Consider the following 18,760-nt stretch of genomic DNA (forward strand, 5'->3'; position numbering starts at 1 on the left):
AGCCTGACCAATATCCCTTTCCTATACAATCAGAATCCCATTTTAAACAACCACGTCGACAACTTCTCTTCCCGCTCTTTTAAGTCCCCATTTATGTGATTGAATTTTCCAAGCCAGTGCTCAGCAGCTATGCTGCCATCCAGCATATACAGAACCCGTTCTGCCTGAGCAGCGACTTTCGCATCATGCGTAGCCAGCACAATCGTTGTACCCGCCTGATTAATATCTATTAAGATCTCCATAATTTCACTAGCAGCTTTAGAGTTCAGTGCACCTGTTGGCTCATCACCAAAGAGAATATCAGGCTCATTGATGATAGACCTGCAGATTGCTGCTCTTTGCAGTTGTCCACCCGACACTTGTGTAATATCCCGTTCAGCTAGCGCGGAGATTCCGGTTTTTTTCATTAGATCAGCGGCTCTGTTATTGATGATTCTACGACTAACGATTTTAGCTCGATAAGCGGATAAAATGATATTGTCCCGAATCGTCAGGTTTTTTAAAAGATGCATCTGCTGAAAAATAAATCCCATTTGATGTAGACGAAGTTCAGCTAATTCACTCTCAGAAAGACCGCTGATTTCTTGCCCTTTAAAAACAACACTGCCTGTAGTCACCTGATCCATACCGCTGATCGTATAGAGCAAGGTTGATTTCCCTGAGCCAGAAGGTCCCATTAAAGCTACGAATTCACCCTTTGATACCTGTAGATGAACATCTTTTAATACCGTCTGTGGGGTTCCTTGCCCGGTTACAAACGTTTTATTTAACCCCTTCGTCTCTAATATGAACATATTACCACCTCACCCTCATTCGACAATCAGTTTAGATAAATTGGATTTCTTCATCGATATCGTGCTTACTACGGTTGTGAGTGCTACAATGAGCATGAAAAAAAGAGGGAGAACAAGATAAGCTACCACCGGATTAACTACAAACTGTATTTTTGATGCTCCCATAAAAGATCCGAATAATTGAGTGAATTTTTGACCGATGGTATTAGCTGCAAAGGTTCCTAGAATGATTCCGAGGCCCGAAACCAGTAGTAGCCTTACCTGATATTGCTTTCGAATATCTTCTAACGTAAAGCCAATGCTTCTCAAAATTGCAATTTGCGAGACGTCCTTCGCTAGCAGCATTTTTAGAAATAAAGCAGTAATTAATACTGAAATTGATATCGAGATGGCAATGGATAAGCCAGTGACGAGCTTTAATTGGCGAATCGTATTCCCAAGCGTCTGAGATAAATAACTTTCTAGATGAGTAACTTTGGCTGGATAAAATAACTTTGCATATTGATCCATTTTCTCCTGAACGGAAACATTCGGATTCACATCTAAAGCTACGATATACCATAGCACGGACTTCGGGTCATAAGGTAATCGGGCTTTTGCAGTTCGGCCTCCATTCGTTATATCTTGGTAGATCCCGCTAACCTTCAATTTTTTCGAAGTGCCGTCAACCTCCAAAAGAACGCTATCCCCTACCCTTTTATTCCATTCCTTGGCATTCAAATCAGAAAGGGCAATCTCTTCCCTACTTTCAGGGGTTCCTCCGTTTACATAGGTGAGCGGAAAAATAGAGAAATCTCCTGTTTCAACATTGATATTCTCCCATACGCCATCGCTGCCTAGCACTTTAAATCGAGAAGTAATTAATGGTGAGAACTTAGCTATATCGGAGTCCTTGTTTAGCGTTGTTATCAGTTCATTAAATCGCTTGTCTATTTGATCAGATTGCTGTAGATCTATTCTCATATCACTCTGACCTACACCCATATAAGAAATAAACCGAGGGGACTGAAGGGTATTCAATATATTCACTGGCACAAGAATGATAAACAGACAGATCACAAATACGAAGAATAACAATCCGAACATGGTGAAGCGTCCATAAACATCCTTTAGGCCAAGAAAAACATTCACATTTATATGCCTGCGCTTACTCAGCACTATTCTTCTTTTATTGCCTTTCAACTCTCCCACAGTCCCTGACCTTAAAGCCTCTACTACGGTTATACGATTAAACCTTCTAAGAATAACGCTGCAAAAGAACACAATAATCCAGAAAATTAGACCGACCGCTAAGACTGGAACAATAGGCTGAAGGATCGTTTTCGGAGCAGTCCCCAAGTACAATGTGATATTCGCTGTAAACAATCGCACCACACCCAAAGATAATAAATATCCTAGCAGTGAAGCGCATGCTGCCATCACCATATATTTTGCCAAATAGATCCTTCTAATATCTCGCTGCGAGATCCCAATGGCTTTCATGACGCCAATCTCTCTATAATCCTCCTCTAAGGTCGCGATCATCGTAAACCTTAAACATAGGACGGCAATAATCATAAGAAGGATACTTACCAAAATAATGACAACTGCAATAATCCCATCTGTCAGCGCATTCAGCGTCTTAAACAAAGGATAGTCTATCATGGGTCCTTTACCGGGCATATCTGAGGATTGATAGGCATTCCGGAACTCGCTAAGTCTACTTAAATCGGTGATTTGAAATTCAATTAGGTACTCAACTTCTCCATGGTTCTTCTTAAGTACATTATAATCCGTGTCATTTACGACAAAGCGCTTAGAGCTAACAATAGCTGGATTCATTTGGATGTCTCGAACAAAATCCGTAACAATAAATTTTTGATCTAACTGTCCATTGGAAAGGGTAACCTGATCACCTATGTTCAGATCATTCTGCTTCATATAATAAATAGGAACTGCGATTTCTCCTTCAGATACCTTAATCACTTGATTCTCTAAATTCAGCAGCAAATCAAATGAGGGGTTCTGCTTAACAAAACCTATATCCATTACGCTGTTCTCTTCCGACTTATTGCTGTTCCCCAAGACAATCTTCGAGCCATCTATCCTTAGCATTTCTACGGTCTGTTGATTCTTAACAAGTGGATTTGTAGCGGCGAATTTTTGAATAGCTGCGTGATCTATTGGACCAGCATGCATTTGAACAAAATGGGGAGCTTTTGATTTATCCAGCAGATGACTTAAAGAACCGTACAATTCCATAATGACTTGAGAAGCACAAGCAGCAAGCAACGCCGATAACATCATAAAAATAAATAAAACAATCGTTATGATTTTATTTCTTTGAAAATCTTTTTTCACAATTTGTAGCAGCATTGCCGATCTCTCCCCTGCATCTCATTCATCCTCCCTGCTCGGACCTTACTCAAACATTTGCGTTACGTAGGAAAAGCTTCCCTTTTCAGCTCCTAACGTAGTTTCCATAATATAAATAAAGCTCTGAATTTTGAGAATGATCTCTTCCGGTTGCCACTTGAAAATCCCTTCATCCAATAGAAATTGTGAGGCGACCAACAGAAATTCCATCGTTTCTTTAGGATAAGGACAGTGGAACAAGCTCTCCTCGATTCCCTGCTCAATCACCTCTGTCAACACAGGGGTCAGCTTCAAAATCGTTTCAGCCAAGCTTTTCTGATGGATTAGTGCATTCTCAGCTTGATGAAACTGTTCAATCATGTGACCCTTTCTCTCCGAATCAGGTTTCTGCGCCATTATGATTTGTAGTAGCTTTTCATGTACGGAGAGCTTTGAATCAGCAGCAATGATCTTCGCAACGTCCACTCCAGCATCGATGAATCGTGTGACTACTGCTTCCATAACCTCCTCCTTCGACTTGAAATAATAATAGAATGTACCTTTGGCAATCCCAATCTCCTGCAAGATGTCATTCACTGTAGTTCCCGCATAACCTTTCGTAAAAAAGAGCATTTCTGCCTTATCTAATATTTCATTTCTGCGTTCTTCTGCTTCTTTGGAAATTCTCATTTATTCTGAGTCCTCCTTTTATAGACCGACCGTCGGTCTATTCCATTTAAATACATTTAATACATCATGTCAATGATGTTCCAGCAAATTGGACGAAAGAAAAAAGGTAACCTCCAAAGGATGAGGTTACCTTAATGTGCAGTCAGCATAATCAGGAGACATTTTTGCGCTTTAGAATATGATACACATTGCTGAACATGCCGGACAGGATTCCAGCAATTGGGAATACAGCCCAGTTAACGTCCCAGCGCCCATAGACAAAGCCCGTAAACAGGAAAATTGCCGTCGCCAACGGCCACAACACAGCCCCAACAACTCCAACAAATCGGTTTTCTTCCTGCTTCTCTGCAGTGATGTTCGGCTCCTCCAGCAATTTCGTATAAGTTCCCTGAATATTCCCGTAATAAATGAACAGAAACACCGCCACAGCCGAAATAAACAGAAAAGCAGCAACTCCATATGGAGCATAGTCATCGTTGACATACGAAGTTGCGAAGATAAAGGTAGGTGACAGCACACAAAGACAGACGCCCACAATCAAAGCCAGGCGATAAGTCGGAGCATAAAGGGCTTGACTGCGCTGAAGCGCCGTTTTGAGCGCATAAGGTAGCTGAAAGCCTTGCTCTAGACTTTCGAAGCGCTCGAGTTTCATGCCGCTATGAATGAACATCCCAACGGCCACAGCGACCAGCACGAACATTCCGACCATCCCCAGCATCGAACCTTTATCAGCCATATCAGCATTATTTTCAAACAATGTACTAAGAGTAATCAATAGCGCCACCCCGCATGCGCAGAGAAAAACACCGAGACCGGTCCATAATCCAGAGCTACGTTTGGCAGCCGCATAAGCATAAACCTCTTCTTCACCAAGTATGGGCACAGTCTTTTCCTGTCCGGCTGGATGGATGCCTAGCTCAGCAGTCAGCTCCTCAATATTTCCGAATTCCGAAATAACGATACCGATCGCCTCATTCTCAGACTTGCCCTCCCGCTTCAGCTCCAGGTACTTATCTTCCATTCCGGACAGCAGCTCCTGCTTCAAATGCTCCAGTTCCGAAGTCTTTGGCAGACCAGCAAACATATTATCCAGATATACTATGATCGTCTCCATGCACTATCACCACTCCTTGATAAATTGGTTTACAACTTCCTGCGTAATCTTCCATTCCTCACATTTTTCTCGGTAATAGGCGAGACCCAGCGGGGTAATCCGGTAATATGTGCGCCGCTTGCCAAGACTCTCATCCAGATAAAAGGATTCAATGTATCCGTTCTTCTCCAGCCGGGTAAAGGCGGAATACAGCGTTGTCTCCTTCATGACATACTTCTCCTGAGTCAGCTGCCTGATATTCTTGGAAATCTCGTACCCGTAGGATTCCCCATCCAGCAGCATGTAGAGGATCATCGTATCGTTGTAACCACGTATAACATCACTGCTGATCAAAAATGGTACCCCCTATGATTACTTCATCTGTCGTAGTAGTTGCAGTATACCATAATTACTACGACAGATGAAGTAGTTACGTAAAAATAGGTAAAAAAATCTAAAAAGCATAAAAAAAGAGAATTGCTCTATGTGGGCAACTCTCCTCAAATCAGTTAGTCTCTTGAATTTTCAAACATCTGATCAATCTTCTCTTTCGCACCTTCCCAGGAGGTCAATAATGGAAATCCATATTGTTCACGGGCTCTCAAATTCCATGGATGCGGAATACAGAGTACTTTCTTTCCGTCCTGTAAGGCAGGAACCAAGTTGTGAACCCCGTCATCGATCAGAAGATCATAATTAATAAGATTCTTTCGTTTGCAAGGGAAGAAATTTTCAATGGGAATAAACGGCATATGCTTCTGCAGCCAGTTCCATTTTTCAACAACTGCATTGGGCTGGGCCGCGGTAACAATAATAACATCATATGCATTGTGTAGCTTCTCCATTTCACCTACAACATGCTCGTCGAATAATTCAAGCTCCTCATATAAACCAGGCCGCCCATAGAATACATCTTGTGTACAATCTGGATGACGTAAATGATCCGTATTCCAATCAAGCATCTCCTCGTACTTCAGTACATGAGTGGGGAAATCATTGTTGTTATGGTATATAGCTCGTTTGACTAGATGGCATATCGTGTCATCCATATCAACTGCAATTATAGGCTTTCTCATCTGTGTCCCCCATATGTTTTTTTATATTACTATTTAAGTATACACAATATAATTACTGTTTTCGTCTTGAGTTAGTTAAATTTCTGTCTAATGTTTTTTAAACGCCTCTACACAGCTTTGACAGATACAGGCTTTACCACTCAGTTCCAAAGGTACCCTTTCTAGTAGTTCTGCAGGAATTTCCGTATGAAAACACCAACAATCACCATTATTAGCACCACAATGATTTAATTCTTTACATAAAGGGCAATACCGTTGTTCGACTTGTTTATTCTTTATTTCCAAAGCTTATACTCCCCCATACGATTAAACATTTTACTTCTATTTATTTACTTTTCTTTTCCTTGAAATTCAAACACTTTCGTCATAACACCTTCTGAACATTCCAAGTCTAGCCTAACTATGGTTAGTATTATTCAATAAAGTAATTTCATATTTTTCCCCATCCATTTATTCCTTCTATAGATCTTTGCAATACCTCTATACTTTCCTGAAGAAAGGCCTTATTGTTCTCGATCCCTCTGGTTTTACACCAAACTACCGCACTAAAAGCATCATAAAAACTATAAAACGGTATTATAGCTTCCAGATCAAGTAAAGGACGAACCGATTCGTAGCCTTGCACATAAGGGAGCCGTGTTAGCGGGTTCACTTCCCAGACGTATCGGTTTATTTTTGTGAAATCAATTCCAGTGGAACCACCACGAGCGCTCTCGTAATCAATTATACCAACGACTCGATTATCTTTTATTAATATATTGCCTGGTCGAAAATCCATATGAACAACACTAGGCCCATCCGGTTCAGGTAACGCCGAATATACGCTATCAAAGTGAGTAATACATTTCTCAAATAAATCAGGATGAAGGACCTCCTTACAAGGCTCTTTCCACTTTTCAAAATTATTTTTCAGGTATAATCTCCAGCTATTGTTCTCTACTGTCTGAAAACCATCGGATCCATAACATCCATACGCTGGCATGGAAACTTCATGAAGCATGGCATGATAATTACCGATTTGAAACGCCAGACTCTGATCAAGGTTACTCGTACAAGGCCCCCCATCTATAGCGGAGAGAAGCAATGCACCGACACTCCTATCATCACCGTCCCAGAAATCCAATACTTTTGGAACGGGTATAACACCCTTTAGTCTTTCAAGCATCTCAAATTCACGAACTAGTTTATCCCTGTTGTATGGAATTTTCACGTATACGTTGTCTAGGTTAAAAAGAGTAAGTTTATACACTTCAGAACTGAACGAATCAGGAACAGACTCTATATTCAGAACACTCAGCTTAAAAATTTCAATTAATTTATGTATGGATTCCATACGACTACCTCCAGTCTCAAGGGAAAGCTGCTCTGTTCACGGTTGTGAACTCCCTATTCTTGCATTAAGATAAAGAACATTAGGAGTTTCTAAGGAACTCAACCGGGAGATTTGAACAGATGAAATTTAAGAATCAAAGCGGTTCAAGTATCATTCATAGTGATCTGCTCGCTACCCAAGAGCTTGTATATAACCCGTGCAATCTTGATTGCCCTGACCTCATTCATGAACCACACAATGCTGATTATGGGGCGTATATATTTAATTTAAACGCACTATCCATTAGATTTCGTGTTGCAAAAATCACACCTACAAAGATCGGGCAGTTTGTCACGTTATGGGAGAGAATTGGAGATGGCCCCATCCAGCCCTATGATATATCAGATACTGCTGATCTCTTCGTTATAAGTACACGCAATGAGAATCACTTTGGTCAATTTGTATTTCCAAAAGCTGTGCTAGGTAAACAAGATATATTATCCAATAAAGGTGACGGTGGCAAAAGAGCACTACGAGTGTACCCGCCATGGGATCATCCCACGAGTCGTCAAGCTCAAAAAACACAAAAATGGCAGTTGGAATATTTCCTAGAAATACCGGTAATTCAGCCAGCAGACTTTCTTCGTGCGCAAACACTTTACGGTTTTTCAGTAAATCGAACAGTCTGACCTATGTCCTCCACATGTTTTATATCCGCCCATAAAATAAAATAATTGTAGAAGGAATCTCCTATTTTTACCGCTTCTGGATATTTTAAAATAATAGCAGCCTGATGATTCCATTCCTCTTGCTGATCAGCAGAAGGCACAATCAATCGTGCTTTCTCTTCCGCTTTTAGCCCCTCTAGTGTCAGTTCAATAATTTGTGGATCGGAGCCATAAGGCTTCAGTTGATGAAATGCATCCCTGTTTGCTACTTCATCGATGGATACCCCCTCTCCAGAAATAGCGGATAATTGAAAAAATCCGTCGTGCCCCTGATACCTCTCATCATATTCTGGATTCACTACCCACTCGGAGGGATACTTCAAAGTGACCTTATACTCTTTTGAAATATATGTTGACACCCCCGATGGCTTGACCAGCATTCCGATTCCAGTACTTACTAATGCAACAAGCGCTATAAACAGGACCCCTAGCCACCATCTTTTATACGTTGACGTTTTCACATTATCCTCCTATTAGTTGACATGCACAGCATCAGGAAATAAGATACAAGTAAACATATGAGCAATCATTCATATGTATTAGTGAGGAGGTAATTCCAATGAGTAATCTAAAAAATATCCTATCCCTAATTCTTTTCTCCATATTCCTTATATCTTACCTTTTGAAGCTCGTTATACTTTACAAGAAGAATCATATTAAAGGAAACGTATTAGCTAAAGGAAAAAAACGATCTATAATCCATTATACCGAGCTGTTCGTTAAGACTACTACTTTTGTGTGGGGAGCAGCGTGGTTTACGTTTTCCTTAGCGGAGTCATACATAGTTACACTAGTAGGAGAACATTTTAATCATCCGGTGATTCACTTTATCGGTGTTGGTGTAGTAACGCTCGGATGTTCCATTTTCATACAAGCAATGATTGCCATGCGTACTTCGTGGAGAGTTGGGATTGATAAGTCTACTGTAACAAAGCTCATCACGCACGGTATATATAAATTTAGTAGAAATGCCGCATTTGTCGGTTTTGATCTCATGTTTCTTGGATTGTATCTTATGTATCCAAATTCATTAACACTAATTATATTCTTTCTTAACATTATAGCCATTCATTTACTTATTCTTCAGGAAGAGCAGCATTTAAAATCTGTATTTGGAAATGAATATATTCAATATTGTAATAATACACCTAGATATATTTTATTTTGAAATCTTACCTACTGTAAATCCTATGCTTTCAAGCACGCTACAATTTACATTTTTTACAATATCCGAAAACATTCTCTTAATGTAATTACTATAGTATGAGGTTGTAGACATACATTAGGAGGGAAATTATGAAATCACCGAAAAAGTACGGCGTGAAGACGGCAATTGTAGCCACTGCAGCAACTGCTCTCTTCGTTTCCAACGTAGTCACTACACAAGCACCAAATCAGGCCAATGCAGCTTCATCTAACACAAGAAATGTGATTCTGTTTGTCGGTGACGGAATGGGTACTGCCCAGCGCAATGCCATCCGCCTAGCTACAGTAGGTGAAAAAGGTAATCTAGCGATGGATTCTATGCCATATGCTGGACTAATTCATACAAGCTCCACTGTCCCTGTTACAGATTCAGCTGCTTCAGCCACAGCCTATGCCAGCGGAGTCAAGACTTATAACGGAGCCATCGGGATGGATGCAGATAAAAAGTCCGTCCAAACCATTATGGAATATGCAAAATCAGCAGGGAAATCTACAGGCGTTGTAACTACCAGCCAAATTACTGATGCTACAGGCGCTGCCTTCGGTGCACATGTCGAAGATCGCTCCAAACAAAGTGACATCGCTCTGCAGCTTCTGACCAAGAGCAAAGTTGACGTTCTTCTCGGTGGAGGCGAAGACTTCTGGTATCCTGCTGGGAATCCAGGTAAGTTCGCAGATGAGCCAGCTGAAGATCCTTCAGAGAAAAGCAAAGGTACGCAAGGTAACCTTGTAGACAAAGCTAAGCAGCTTGGATACTCCTACGTAACGAATAAAACAGATATGCAAAAGGCGAAAAACGGCAAGCTTCTCGGATTATTTGCAAATGAGGAAATGTTCCAGCAGAAGCCAGAGGGTGAAGGAGATATCTACAACCCGGTTGTATCCCTGCCTGAAATGACAAAAAAAGCGATAGACACGCTTGCAGCAAATAAAAACGGATTTTTCCTGATGGTTGAAGAAGAGGGTACCGACGAATTTGCACACCAAAACAATGCCAAGATGACGATTAAAGCGGGGCAAGAGTTAGATAAGTCCGTGCAGGTTGCCAAAGATTTTGCTAAAAAGAATCCGGATACCCTTGTCCTTGTTCTCGCCGACCATGAAACAGGTGGATTCTCTATTGAAGCCGTAGACGCTGAAGATGAATCAGGTGATGGCATTTCCAAAGAAGATGGTCCGTTTGCCATCGCTAACTCCAAACAGAATTTCGTTGTAGACTGGACGACTTCAGGTCATACAGCAGTGGATATTCCAATTACGGCCATGGGCAAAAACGCTCAGTTGTTTACAGGAGTATACGAAAACACTGAAGTATTCACTAAGGTTGCGCAAGCCATGGGCATAAAAGTAAAAAAATAAAAATCAGCAGAATAAAAGACTAGCCAGACTTTTCTGGTTAGTCTTTTTGATCATGTAATTGGGGTAGCAAACCCGGCAGGTGACGCCTGGCGGGTTCCGTTATTATACAGAGCTAATCGAAACAATACAAAAATGAGCCTCTTGGAACGATATAAGTGCATTGGAGTCCGATAACCTAAAAAATGAGCTTTTATGGGCAAATAATGATTATGTTGTCCGTTTCACGCTAAGATTGAGGATCGGCAGCCCGATAAATGCAGCATATTTTTCAGCAGCTTTAAACACTGCTTCTTCAGCCTTCCTGAGCTCTCCAAAAGGATGAATGACCATTTCTATTCCTTTTTTCTTAATCGTACGTTTCCATGTACCCATAACTTGGCCACCTACAACAACCATCGGCAGGAAAACACCATTGTTTCCAGGGACAATTAAAGGAGCCGTCTCAGGCTCAAGTACAGCACTCCGGTCTTTATAACCAAGAATGTACTCATCATAACCCGGAAGTAAATAGACACCCGTGGAGTCTTCATCCGCACGAGCTAGTTGATCGGTAGACATCCAATACTCCCTGCCATTTATATCCGCCGATTGAAGGTCATTTTTCACAGTTTCTAATCCTCGTCTAGCATCTGTAAGGGTTATGCCTGCCCACCAAGCAAAGTCCTGAACGGTCGCCCATCCACGGGCTGTAAAATACCGCAAGGCGAGTTCTTGCAACGATTTCTCATAAGATAGTTCTCGGCAATCTGGCACCCATTCCTCTAACAATACAATCGTTTGCTGTTTACCATTCATAGGACCAAAACAAATCAGTCCTTGATAGGCACTATTCCAGAGCATATGATAACCCCGCTGATTCCCTGTATGGATGCCTTCTTCTTCTATTAACTGAAGTAGGGCCGAACGATCCCTTTGCTTCCCGCCCTTTAAAGCTTCCACTATAATTTTTCTACAGCGCTCCAGTGTTTGATCATCAAGTCCAAGCTCAGCCATTCGCCGCTTCGTTTGTGATGCTAAACGCGGTGCAGTGAGCTGTAGCATCCACTTTACATCTTCTGCTGGGATGAAATGAAGCGTACCCCGCAGCGTCCAAGTAAGAATAATTTTACGGTCAGCGATTGCACGCTCTATATCAGCTAATTTCGCAGCAGGAGAACGTAGTCCGATGGCCCAAACCGCCTGCATGTAGTCTTGCGCTTGCATAGCCCCCATTTTCTTCACGACCTGCTCTGGTGTGTGATGTAAAGAGCCTGCAATCATTTGACTATATAACCTGCTATTTGCAATAAGGCTATTCGTCACACTACTCCCCCTTTTCAGAAATGAATCCTCAAATAATATACTTCCAGTTATTTAACAAAATGGATAAGTTCTTGCTCATGTCTATGTCGATATTATTATTGATTCTATTGATTTACGAGATTTATCTAGAATATGAACTCCATTCCATTGCATAATGTGCAATAGATAGTCATATACAGGCTAACAGTGTCCTTCTTTTTAAAAGAAAAACGCTGCTTCCTGTTAAGGCATCTGTGGTGTGATCACCTAATGTGTATAAACCTAGCTCCAACCCTTTATTCTCATCGATTCTATATTATTCCATCATGATTATGTCCTCTTTTCATGATTATAATAGGTTCATTGGATAGGAGGAAGCTTCGATTCAATCTCTTCACGACGTTCTTCCAGAAAGGAAGGTAAGGTCAAATTCTCTCCTAGCGCGTCAAAAGTTTCATCAATCTCAAATCCTGGGCCATCTGTAGCAAGCTCAAAAAGAATATGGTTCGGATCCCGAAAATACAAGGAATGGAAGTAATAACGATTAATGACCCCTGTATTTTTAAAGCCTGCGGCAGTGATCTTGGAGGCCCATTCGGTTAGTTCTTCGACATCCTTCACTCTTATAGCCACATGATGGATGCTGCCTTTCCCTGGTCTCTCCCGGTCTTTATCATTTACTTCTTTGACGTGGATCTCGGTGTATAAACCACCCTTCCCTGTTTCATATATATCTACCATCACTTTCGAATCCCCCATGGAGGGTACTGTCCGAACTTTTGTATAGCCCAAGATATCTTCCAAAACCGCCTTTGTGCGGCTAGTCTCACGTACAGTCAATACAACAGGACCTAACCCAACGATGGCATACTTTGGAGGGATGTCTTCTGTAATCCACGGCTCAACTAACTCGATACCGTTATCTTTTTCAGCCGATACTAAATGGATCGTCAATTCATCTCTATCATAAAAAGTAAGCGACTTATGTTCCCCGATACTTACAATCGCTTCATGAAGAACTTCAAAAGAATCTAATCGACTAGCCCAATACGACAAGGCTTCATCGCTAGGGACAAGAAGGGAGAAAGAGCTAATACTGTTCGTCCCTTTGCGGGTCTGACCTGCATTTGGCATTTCAAAGAAAGATACCTCAGTGCCAGGGGCGCCATTACGATTTCCATAAAATAGATGGTACATGGATGGATCATCTTGATTGACCGTTTTCTTTACAAGTCTCAGTCCCAGTACCTCTGTATAAAACCATAAGTTTTGTTTAGCGTTTTTAGTAATCATCGATACATGATGTTGTCCGTTTATTAGTTGTTGTTTCATTATAATAGCCTCCTAAATAAATGTTGTATTTTAGTTTACTAGTATACTGACGAAGAAAAAAGTAAGCTTTATTATCAATAAAGCTTTTGCGTCACTACTGAACACCTCGCGGGAGTCGATTCTCATCTTGGCTATGGCGATGAATCTTTTTAAGCATGCTGTAAAACACTTTCTTCTCATCATCTGTCAGTGGATCGAATAACGAGGCTTGGAAATCCGATTGTAAGGGTAGTACCTTCTCAATAAGTGTTTGGCCCTTTTCCGTTAAAGTAATGTACTTCACTTTCCAATCCTGTTTGCGTTCAATCCATCCTTCCTTCTCTAATCTGCCAAGCATATGGGATACCCCACCTTTAGTAATGGTTAGATGCTCGGCAATTTCCATCTGTGTTACAGGCTGGTGTAATAATATTTGTACCAAGGTATCAAACTGATTAACGGTTAAGTTAAATTGCTTCAAGAATTCATTGGAAAGATCGTTACTATTCTCATATACCCTAACCAGCCGCAACCAGATCAATAAGCTTAATTGGTTATCTTCAGTGAATCCATTGCTTCTCATTTGGTCACGTCCATCGTTTGTTTATTTTATGTGTTATTTTATGTGTTATTTGATTTGTTAATATGAGTATACTAGTAAACTGATAAGGAGTCAAGCTCAGTAGGAATCCTACACGCTTGCCAAATACCACTTCGGAATATAGGTTTGATCATCATCATACCACTCCAGAACACTCTCCGCTCGGCTCAGCATATTAGCAACTTCTTCTTCCCCAAATGGAATCGCCCAATGAATGCTTGACAGCTGGTTGCTAGCAATAGATAGAGCCATCATTCTGAAGAACAAGTCCGGGACATTGTTATTAAAATACCCACCTCCCATGTAGAAGCATTCGGGATATCACTATAGAATGAAATCATTTCACAACCTCCTTTAATTAGAGTATTTCACTCAAATATAATTTTTTCTTATTTATTTCTTAGGAGATTATTTTATTCAATTGATGTTGGAACAACAATAGTGTATGATACATAGTATAAAACACATACTGTATGATACACAGTAAATATAAACGTCTTCGGCCTCCTTTCAAGGACGAATAGCGTTTAAACGAGAAATATAATGAGGTGGGTGAATGAGTACTTTATTAAATTCTTTAATCACAGAGCTTAGGAGAGGTACGTTAACGCTAGCCGTTTTAAGTCAATTACGAACACCCCAGTATGGATATTCGCTCGTTCAATTGTTGGAGGAATCCAGCATCATCATCGATCAAAGCACCCTATATCCATTACTTCGCCGATTAGAGAAACAGGAATTAGTGACGAGCAGCTGGGACACATCCGAGAGCAGACCCCGTAAGTATTATGTTCTAAGTGACTATGGCGTAGAAATTTTTTCACAGCTAAAGGAAGAATGGCTTAAGAATTCGAAAGAACTTTACGGCCTATTACAAGGGGAGGATGACCATGAAGCTGATTGAGATTTACATTCATGAAGTTACTCGGAGGTTACCAGAACAAAATCGGGAAGACATCGCATTAGAATTACGATCAACCATCGAGGATATGTTACCGGATGATTATGACGAAAAAGAGGTAAAAGCCGTCCTTGCAAAATTGGGCAATCCAGCTATTTTAGCTAGTGAGTACCGCGATCAGCCCATGTATCTCATCGGCCCACGCTATTTCGATTTATATGTTACGTTATTAAAAATGATTATACCCATCGCTGTAGTTGTTTCTTTAATCGCTCTGGTTGCTGATTACTTGATTGGCTATAACGGCGATAAAACAGTTTCGGATATTGTTACTGCAGTTATAAGTACAGGAATTGGAACCTTCCTTGAAGTAGGAATCCAAGTCTTTTTTTGGATAACTGTTGTGTTCGCTATTATCGAACGGGCGGATAAAGGAAAGGAAGGTCATCCACTTACTACAAAATTAAGGAAATGGACTCCTGATGATTTGAAGGATATCGCGCTTGTCCATAAGAAAAAAGCAATTACAAGCTTCGAAGTGTTCGGAAGTTTACTTTGGACTGCCATTTGGGCTACTGTTTATTTTAATGCTGAACACCTGATCAGAGTCTATAGAGGCGGTGAAGGCGCACTTAACTTCGTAGCCCCAGCTTTTAATCAGCATGTGTTACTTGATTATTGGCCTATTATTCTTATTGTGATCGGATTAGAAGTCGCATTAACTATATATAAATTAATCAAGAGACAATGGACTAGAGAATTAGCATTATGTAATACGGCCCTCGAGCTTTTAGTACTTATTGTATTCGCTATTATCCTTATTAATCCGAATGTATTTAACCAAGAATTCATTAACTACATGTCTAATTTATTAACTACTACAGCTAACCAGTTTGAAACGGGGCTAGTAGGTGGAGGAATAGCAGTCTTGATTTTAATTGCGGTCCTCAATATATATGAAGGCTTCCGCAAGGCCCGCCTCTGATATTTTCAACAAAATAAACAGATCCTAAGGTGAATCCCTAGGATCTGTTCTCATAAGAGATATAATAGTGAATAACAACTATACAAAAAGTTCAAGCTCAACAACCGTATCCATCTCGTCGGGAAGCTTAGCCCCTTTTAATGTAATAAACGCTCCGCCGTCAACATCCGAATATTCCTCAGCCATCCACGGCACCTCCACCTTTAATTCGGTACCATCACGTAGTAATCTAGCCTTTTTAATCTTCCCTTTCAAGCCTTGGAAATAGATCGGGCCAATTCCACGGTCGTAGACGTGCGCATACAACTTGTTGCCCTTTTGCGTATAACGACCCCACTCTGGCTTAGCAAGCAATGAGCTGCCGCAGCCATAAATACTATCACCATTCAGGCGCATCCACTCGCCCACTTCATCAAGGATGACAAGTGATTCCCGTGTCATTTCACCTTTAGCATCAGGTCCAACATTAAGGAGGAGATTACCATTCTTACTGATACATTCGACCATTGAGCGAATGATCTGCTGGGTGGATTTATAATTTTTATCTTCGGAATGATAGCCCCAGTTATCATTAAGCGTAATGCATGCTTCCCATGGAACGGATTGGCCATTCACGTCAACAATCCCACCGGGAGGAATGATCTGCTCTGGAGAAAAGAAATCTCCAGCATATTCTTCTGGCTCGGCCGCGCGGATATTCCCACCTAAACGATTGTCGATAATAATATCCGGCTGGATAGAGCGAATCATACGGATTAACTCCGTTGCTTTCCATTTCTCTCCGGTCATATTGTCGTAGGAGAAGTCAAACCACATGATGTCGATTTTTCCATAATTCGTCAACAGTTCCTTCACTTGCCCATGCATATACTCCAAGTATTGATCAAAATCAATCGGCTTGTCTTTAGCCGCTTCATTGTCCCGATCCGGATGAGCTTTATCGCCATATCCAGGGTAATCATCATGATGCCAATCAATAATAGAGTAATACAGACCTACAGCAATACCTTCAGCCCGGAAAGCGTCTACATATTCTTGAACGAGATCACGTCCAGCAGGCGTGTTAGTCGCTTTAAAATCTGTCAGCTTGCTATCAAACAAGCAGAATCCGTCGTGATGCTTGGTCGTAAGGACCGCATACTTCTGCCCCGCTGCTTTTGCTGCGCTGGCCCACTTCTTCGGGTCATATCGAGATGCGTCAAATTCATTGAAATACGTCATATAATGTTCTCTACTCATTCGCTCGTTTCCACGTATCCACTCACCTCGTGCTGGAATGGAATATAATCCCCAATGAATGAACATACCGAATCTATCCTGCAAGAACCATCTCGTTCTTTCTTCTCTTGTACCCATCTCTTCAGCCCCTCCGTTTTTGCTAGCTTTGATAAATGGTTCAGATAGTCTAGACGGTATGAAATAATGCCGCAGCGCCTATAAGACCTACATCATCCCTCAGACCTGCTGATTCAATAGTATAAGTTCCTTTATACGGCTTCATGACAAGTTCTTCTGTTTTCTCTCTCAGCGCCGGAAACAGTAGTGCACCAGCTTTGCTTACGCCTCCACCGATTACAATGCGATCAGGATTAAACGTATGTACCGCGTTAGCTAATCCAATCGCCATATAATGAATCGTTCGCTCAATCACCTCGACAGCCAGCGGATCTTTTAGTGCCATCGCTTCAAAGACATGTCGAGAATTAATCTTTTCACCACTTCTACTAGCCAGCTCTGTAATCATCGACGTTCTGCTCTCCATACTCCGCAGTGCCATGTCCCGAATCGCTGTACCCGAAGCAAATACTTCCCAGCATCCATATCTTCCACAGCTGCATTCCGTTCCGTTCGGGTCAATAATATTATGGCCGAGTTCTCCTGCAAATGAGTTCGTTCCGAGCAGTAGCTCACCATCCATGACAATTCCAGCTCCAATTCCTGTGCTGAAGGTAACATACACCATGTTGTTCGAGCCTTTGCCAGCTCCTCTTACATACTCGCCCCATGCCGCAGCGTTCGCATCGTTTACCACTTTCACTTCTATGCCAAGTTCTGACTCCATCCAATGTTTCAGTGGAACATTATCCCATTCAGGAAGATTGGTACCGTGAATTACGATTCCATCCTGGCTGTTCACAGCTCCAGGAGAAGCCAGTCCGACCCCAATCAGCGGTCGGCCTTCGGATACAGAGCGGATCATTCCGATCATTCGCTGCACCACCTCTTCAGCGGTGCGCGCGCCAGCTGTCTCCATTAATTCCCGATTCAACACAGTACCCTTTGAATCGAATAATGCTGCGGCAATTTTTGTTCCACCTAAATCAATTCCTACTACATAGCTCTCAGCCTTATGCATAACCATTCACCTTTTCACTATCTATTATTAGCCGTTCGAATGAATATTCTTAGCTAACGCCCGTAGGGCTGCTGGATCGATTGGCGACAAAGCGTCTTTGCCATGACGAACAGCCGATCCAAAATGTACTTCTGTGACTCCAGTCTGTTGAATAAAAGATGTAATACCTTCTGGCTTCAAACCACTTCCAGCCAATATACTTATCGAACTACCTCTTGATTCCTCTACTAGCCTACGCATAGCGGGAATGGCATCAGGTGCCGGACCTGGTCCAGCAGAGGTAAGTATACGAGTGATTTGCGGGTAATTACAAAGCGTCCGATAACCTGCAATTTGGTCCTCCAGCTCGTCAAAAGCACGATGGAAGGTTACTTGTAAGCCATCTGTCAACGGCAATAATATTTCAAGCGCATGCTCATCAATCTTTTTTTCCGGTGTTAATGCGCCTAGAACAACTCCCGAAGCACCACTGGCTGCAATCTGCCTGATCTCTGCAGCCATAGTCAAAATATCATTCGTGGAATAGATGAATGATCGACTGTGCGGACGGACCATAACAAAGACAGGAATGCTAACCGATTTGACTACCTGCTCCACCAACCCTATTCCTGGTGTTAATCCACCTTCCGTAATGGCAGTAATGAGCTCAAGACGATCTGCGCCATTCGCCTCAGCCGTTAGAGCATCATCCATACAAGTAGCGATGATTTCCAATCTCATAACTTTCACCCAC

General features: G+C 41.6%; 20 protein-coding genes and 1 pseudogene. 5 read left to right on the top strand and 16 right to left on the bottom strand.

The annotated features are described in order from the left end of the window. Positions 1 to 29 precede the first annotated feature (29 nt). From MHB64_RS20400 to MHB64_RS20435, 8 genes are all read right to left on the bottom strand, one after another. The gene (locus tag MHB64_RS20400) at positions 30 to 794 is read right to left on the bottom strand and encodes an ABC transporter ATP-binding protein (RefSeq protein WP_341135271.1); all 765 of its coding nucleotides are present in this window, start codon (positions 792 to 794) and stop codon (positions 30 to 32) included. Positions 795 to 809: 15 nt separating this feature from the next. Next, a complete protein-coding gene (locus tag MHB64_RS20405) occupies positions 810 to 3,149 on the bottom strand; it encodes an ABC transporter permease (RefSeq protein WP_341135272.1) in 2,340 nt (779 codons plus the stop codon). Positions 3,150 to 3,194: 45 nt separating this feature from the next. After that, positions 3,195 to 3,818, bottom strand: coding sequence for a TetR/AcrR family transcriptional regulator (locus tag MHB64_RS20410; RefSeq protein ID WP_341135273.1), 624 nt, complete (start codon positions 3,816 to 3,818; stop codon positions 3,195 to 3,197). A gap of 151 nt (positions 3,819 to 3,969) precedes the next feature. After that, positions 3,970 to 4,932: a permease prefix domain 1-containing protein gene (locus MHB64_RS20415; protein ID WP_341135274.1), complete on the bottom strand. Its 963-nt coding sequence runs from the start codon at positions 4,930 to 4,932 to the stop codon at positions 3,970 to 3,972. 6 nt (positions 4,933 to 4,938) lie between these two features. Beyond that, positions 4,939 to 5,265 carry a PadR family transcriptional regulator gene (locus tag MHB64_RS20420; protein WP_094873448.1) on the bottom strand — a complete coding sequence of 109 codons (327 nt, stop codon included), beginning with the start codon at positions 5,263 to 5,265 and terminating at the stop codon, positions 4,939 to 4,941. A 155-nt stretch (positions 5,266 to 5,420) separates the two neighbouring features. Further along, positions 5,421 to 5,987: a 5' nucleotidase, NT5C type gene (locus MHB64_RS20425; RefSeq protein WP_094873450.1), complete on the bottom strand. Its 567-nt coding sequence runs from the start codon at positions 5,985 to 5,987 to the stop codon at positions 5,421 to 5,423. Between the two features lie 87 nt (positions 5,988 to 6,074). Further along, positions 6,075 to 6,272, bottom strand: coding sequence for a cysteine-rich CWC family protein (locus MHB64_RS20430; RefSeq protein WP_256989992.1), 198 nt, complete (start codon positions 6,270 to 6,272; stop codon positions 6,075 to 6,077). Positions 6,273 to 6,417: 145 nt separating this feature from the next. Further along, a complete protein-coding gene (locus MHB64_RS20435; protein ID WP_341135275.1) occupies positions 6,418 to 7,320 on the bottom strand; it encodes a phosphotransferase family protein in 903 nt (300 codons plus the stop codon). Between the two features lie 119 nt (positions 7,321 to 7,439). Between MHB64_RS20435 and MHB64_RS20440 the strand changes: the two genes are divergently transcribed. Continuing rightward, on the top strand, positions 7,440 to 7,988 hold the full coding sequence (locus tag MHB64_RS20440) for a MepB family protein (protein ID WP_094873454.1): 549 nt from the start codon (positions 7,440 to 7,442) through the stop codon (positions 7,986 to 7,988). On the opposite strand, the gene MHB64_RS20445 is transcribed toward MHB64_RS20440, so the two are convergent. Next, entirely contained in the window at positions 7,958 to 8,488 is a 531-nt protein-coding gene (locus MHB64_RS20445; protein ID WP_341135276.1) for a peptidase M56, read from the bottom strand. The two genes, MHB64_RS20440 and MHB64_RS20445, sit on opposite strands and share 31 nt — an antisense overlap. Positions 8,489 to 8,586: 98 nt before the next feature. On the opposite strand from MHB64_RS20445, the gene MHB64_RS20450 reads away from it, so the two are divergent. Together MHB64_RS20450 and MHB64_RS20455 are read left to right on the top strand one after the other, a co-directional pair. Continuing rightward, the gene (locus MHB64_RS20450) at positions 8,587 to 9,195 is read left to right on the top strand and encodes a methyltransferase family protein (protein ID WP_341135277.1); all 609 of its coding nucleotides are present in this window, start codon (positions 8,587 to 8,589) and stop codon (positions 9,193 to 9,195) included. A gap of 128 nt (positions 9,196 to 9,323) precedes the next feature. Then, positions 9,324 to 10,592, top strand: a complete 1,269-nt coding sequence (locus MHB64_RS20455; RefSeq protein ID WP_094873459.1) for an alkaline phosphatase — start codon at positions 9,324 to 9,326, stop codon at positions 10,590 to 10,592. Positions 10,593 to 10,799: 207 nt separating this feature from the next. On the opposite strand, the gene MHB64_RS20460 is transcribed toward MHB64_RS20455, so the two are convergent. The 4 genes and pseudogenes from MHB64_RS20460 to MHB64_RS20475 form a co-directional block, all read right to left on the bottom strand. Then, a complete protein-coding gene (locus tag MHB64_RS20460; RefSeq protein ID WP_094873461.1) occupies positions 10,800 to 11,894 on the bottom strand; it encodes a winged helix DNA-binding domain-containing protein in 1,095 nt (364 codons plus the stop codon). Positions 11,895 to 12,233: 339 nt separating this feature from the next. Beyond that, complete coding sequence (locus MHB64_RS20465) at positions 12,234 to 13,205, bottom strand: ring-cleaving dioxygenase (protein WP_094873463.1); 972 nt, start codon at positions 13,203 to 13,205, stop codon at positions 12,234 to 12,236. A 94-nt stretch (positions 13,206 to 13,299) separates the two neighbouring features. Beyond that, positions 13,300 to 13,767 (bottom strand): MarR family winged helix-turn-helix transcriptional regulator, encoded by a 468-nt coding sequence (locus MHB64_RS20470; RefSeq protein ID WP_094873465.1) that lies wholly within the window; start codon positions 13,765 to 13,767, stop codon positions 13,300 to 13,302. 108 nt (positions 13,768 to 13,875) lie between these two features. Beyond that, a pseudogene (locus tag MHB64_RS20475) lies at positions 13,876 to 14,079 on the bottom strand (phosphotransferase family protein); the annotation flags it as partial. Positions 14,080 to 14,341: 262 nt separating this feature from the next. Between MHB64_RS20475 and MHB64_RS20480 the strand changes: the two are divergent. Both MHB64_RS20480 and MHB64_RS20485 read left to right on the top strand, forming a co-directional pair. Beyond that, positions 14,342 to 14,689, top strand: a complete 348-nt coding sequence (locus MHB64_RS20480; RefSeq protein WP_280786530.1) for a PadR family transcriptional regulator — start codon at positions 14,342 to 14,344, stop codon at positions 14,687 to 14,689. After that, complete coding sequence (locus tag MHB64_RS20485; protein ID WP_094873466.1) at positions 14,676 to 15,671, top strand: HAAS signaling domain-containing protein; 996 nt, start codon at positions 14,676 to 14,678, stop codon at positions 15,669 to 15,671. Before MHB64_RS20480 ends, MHB64_RS20485 begins: the two co-directional genes overlap by 14 nt. Positions 15,672 to 15,749: 78 nt before the next feature. Here the strand turns inward: MHB64_RS20485 and MHB64_RS20490 are convergent, their stop codons facing one another. Genes MHB64_RS20490 through MHB64_RS20500 form a run of 3 tightly spaced genes read right to left on the bottom strand, consistent with a single transcriptional unit; the run spans position 15,750 to position 18,747 of the window. Beyond that, a complete protein-coding gene (locus tag MHB64_RS20490; protein WP_341135278.1) occupies positions 15,750 to 17,027 on the bottom strand; it encodes an alpha-L-fucosidase in 1,278 nt (425 codons plus the stop codon). Positions 17,028 to 17,076: 49 nt separating this feature from the next. Continuing rightward, positions 17,077 to 18,027 (bottom strand): ROK family protein, encoded by a 951-nt coding sequence (locus MHB64_RS20495; protein ID WP_094875572.1) that lies wholly within the window; start codon positions 18,025 to 18,027, stop codon positions 17,077 to 17,079. Between the two features lie 27 nt (positions 18,028 to 18,054). After that, the gene (locus MHB64_RS20500; protein ID WP_094873472.1) at positions 18,055 to 18,747 is read right to left on the bottom strand and encodes a copper homeostasis protein CutC; all 693 of its coding nucleotides are present in this window, start codon (positions 18,745 to 18,747) and stop codon (positions 18,055 to 18,057) included. Positions 18,748 to 18,760 lie beyond the last annotated feature (13 nt).

The sequence above is a fragment of the Paenibacillus sp. FSL K6-2859 genome (genome assembly GCF_038008265.1).
Taxonomy (GTDB): domain Bacteria; phylum Bacillota; class Bacilli; order Paenibacillales; family Paenibacillaceae; genus Paenibacillus_AQ; species Paenibacillus_AQ nitricinens.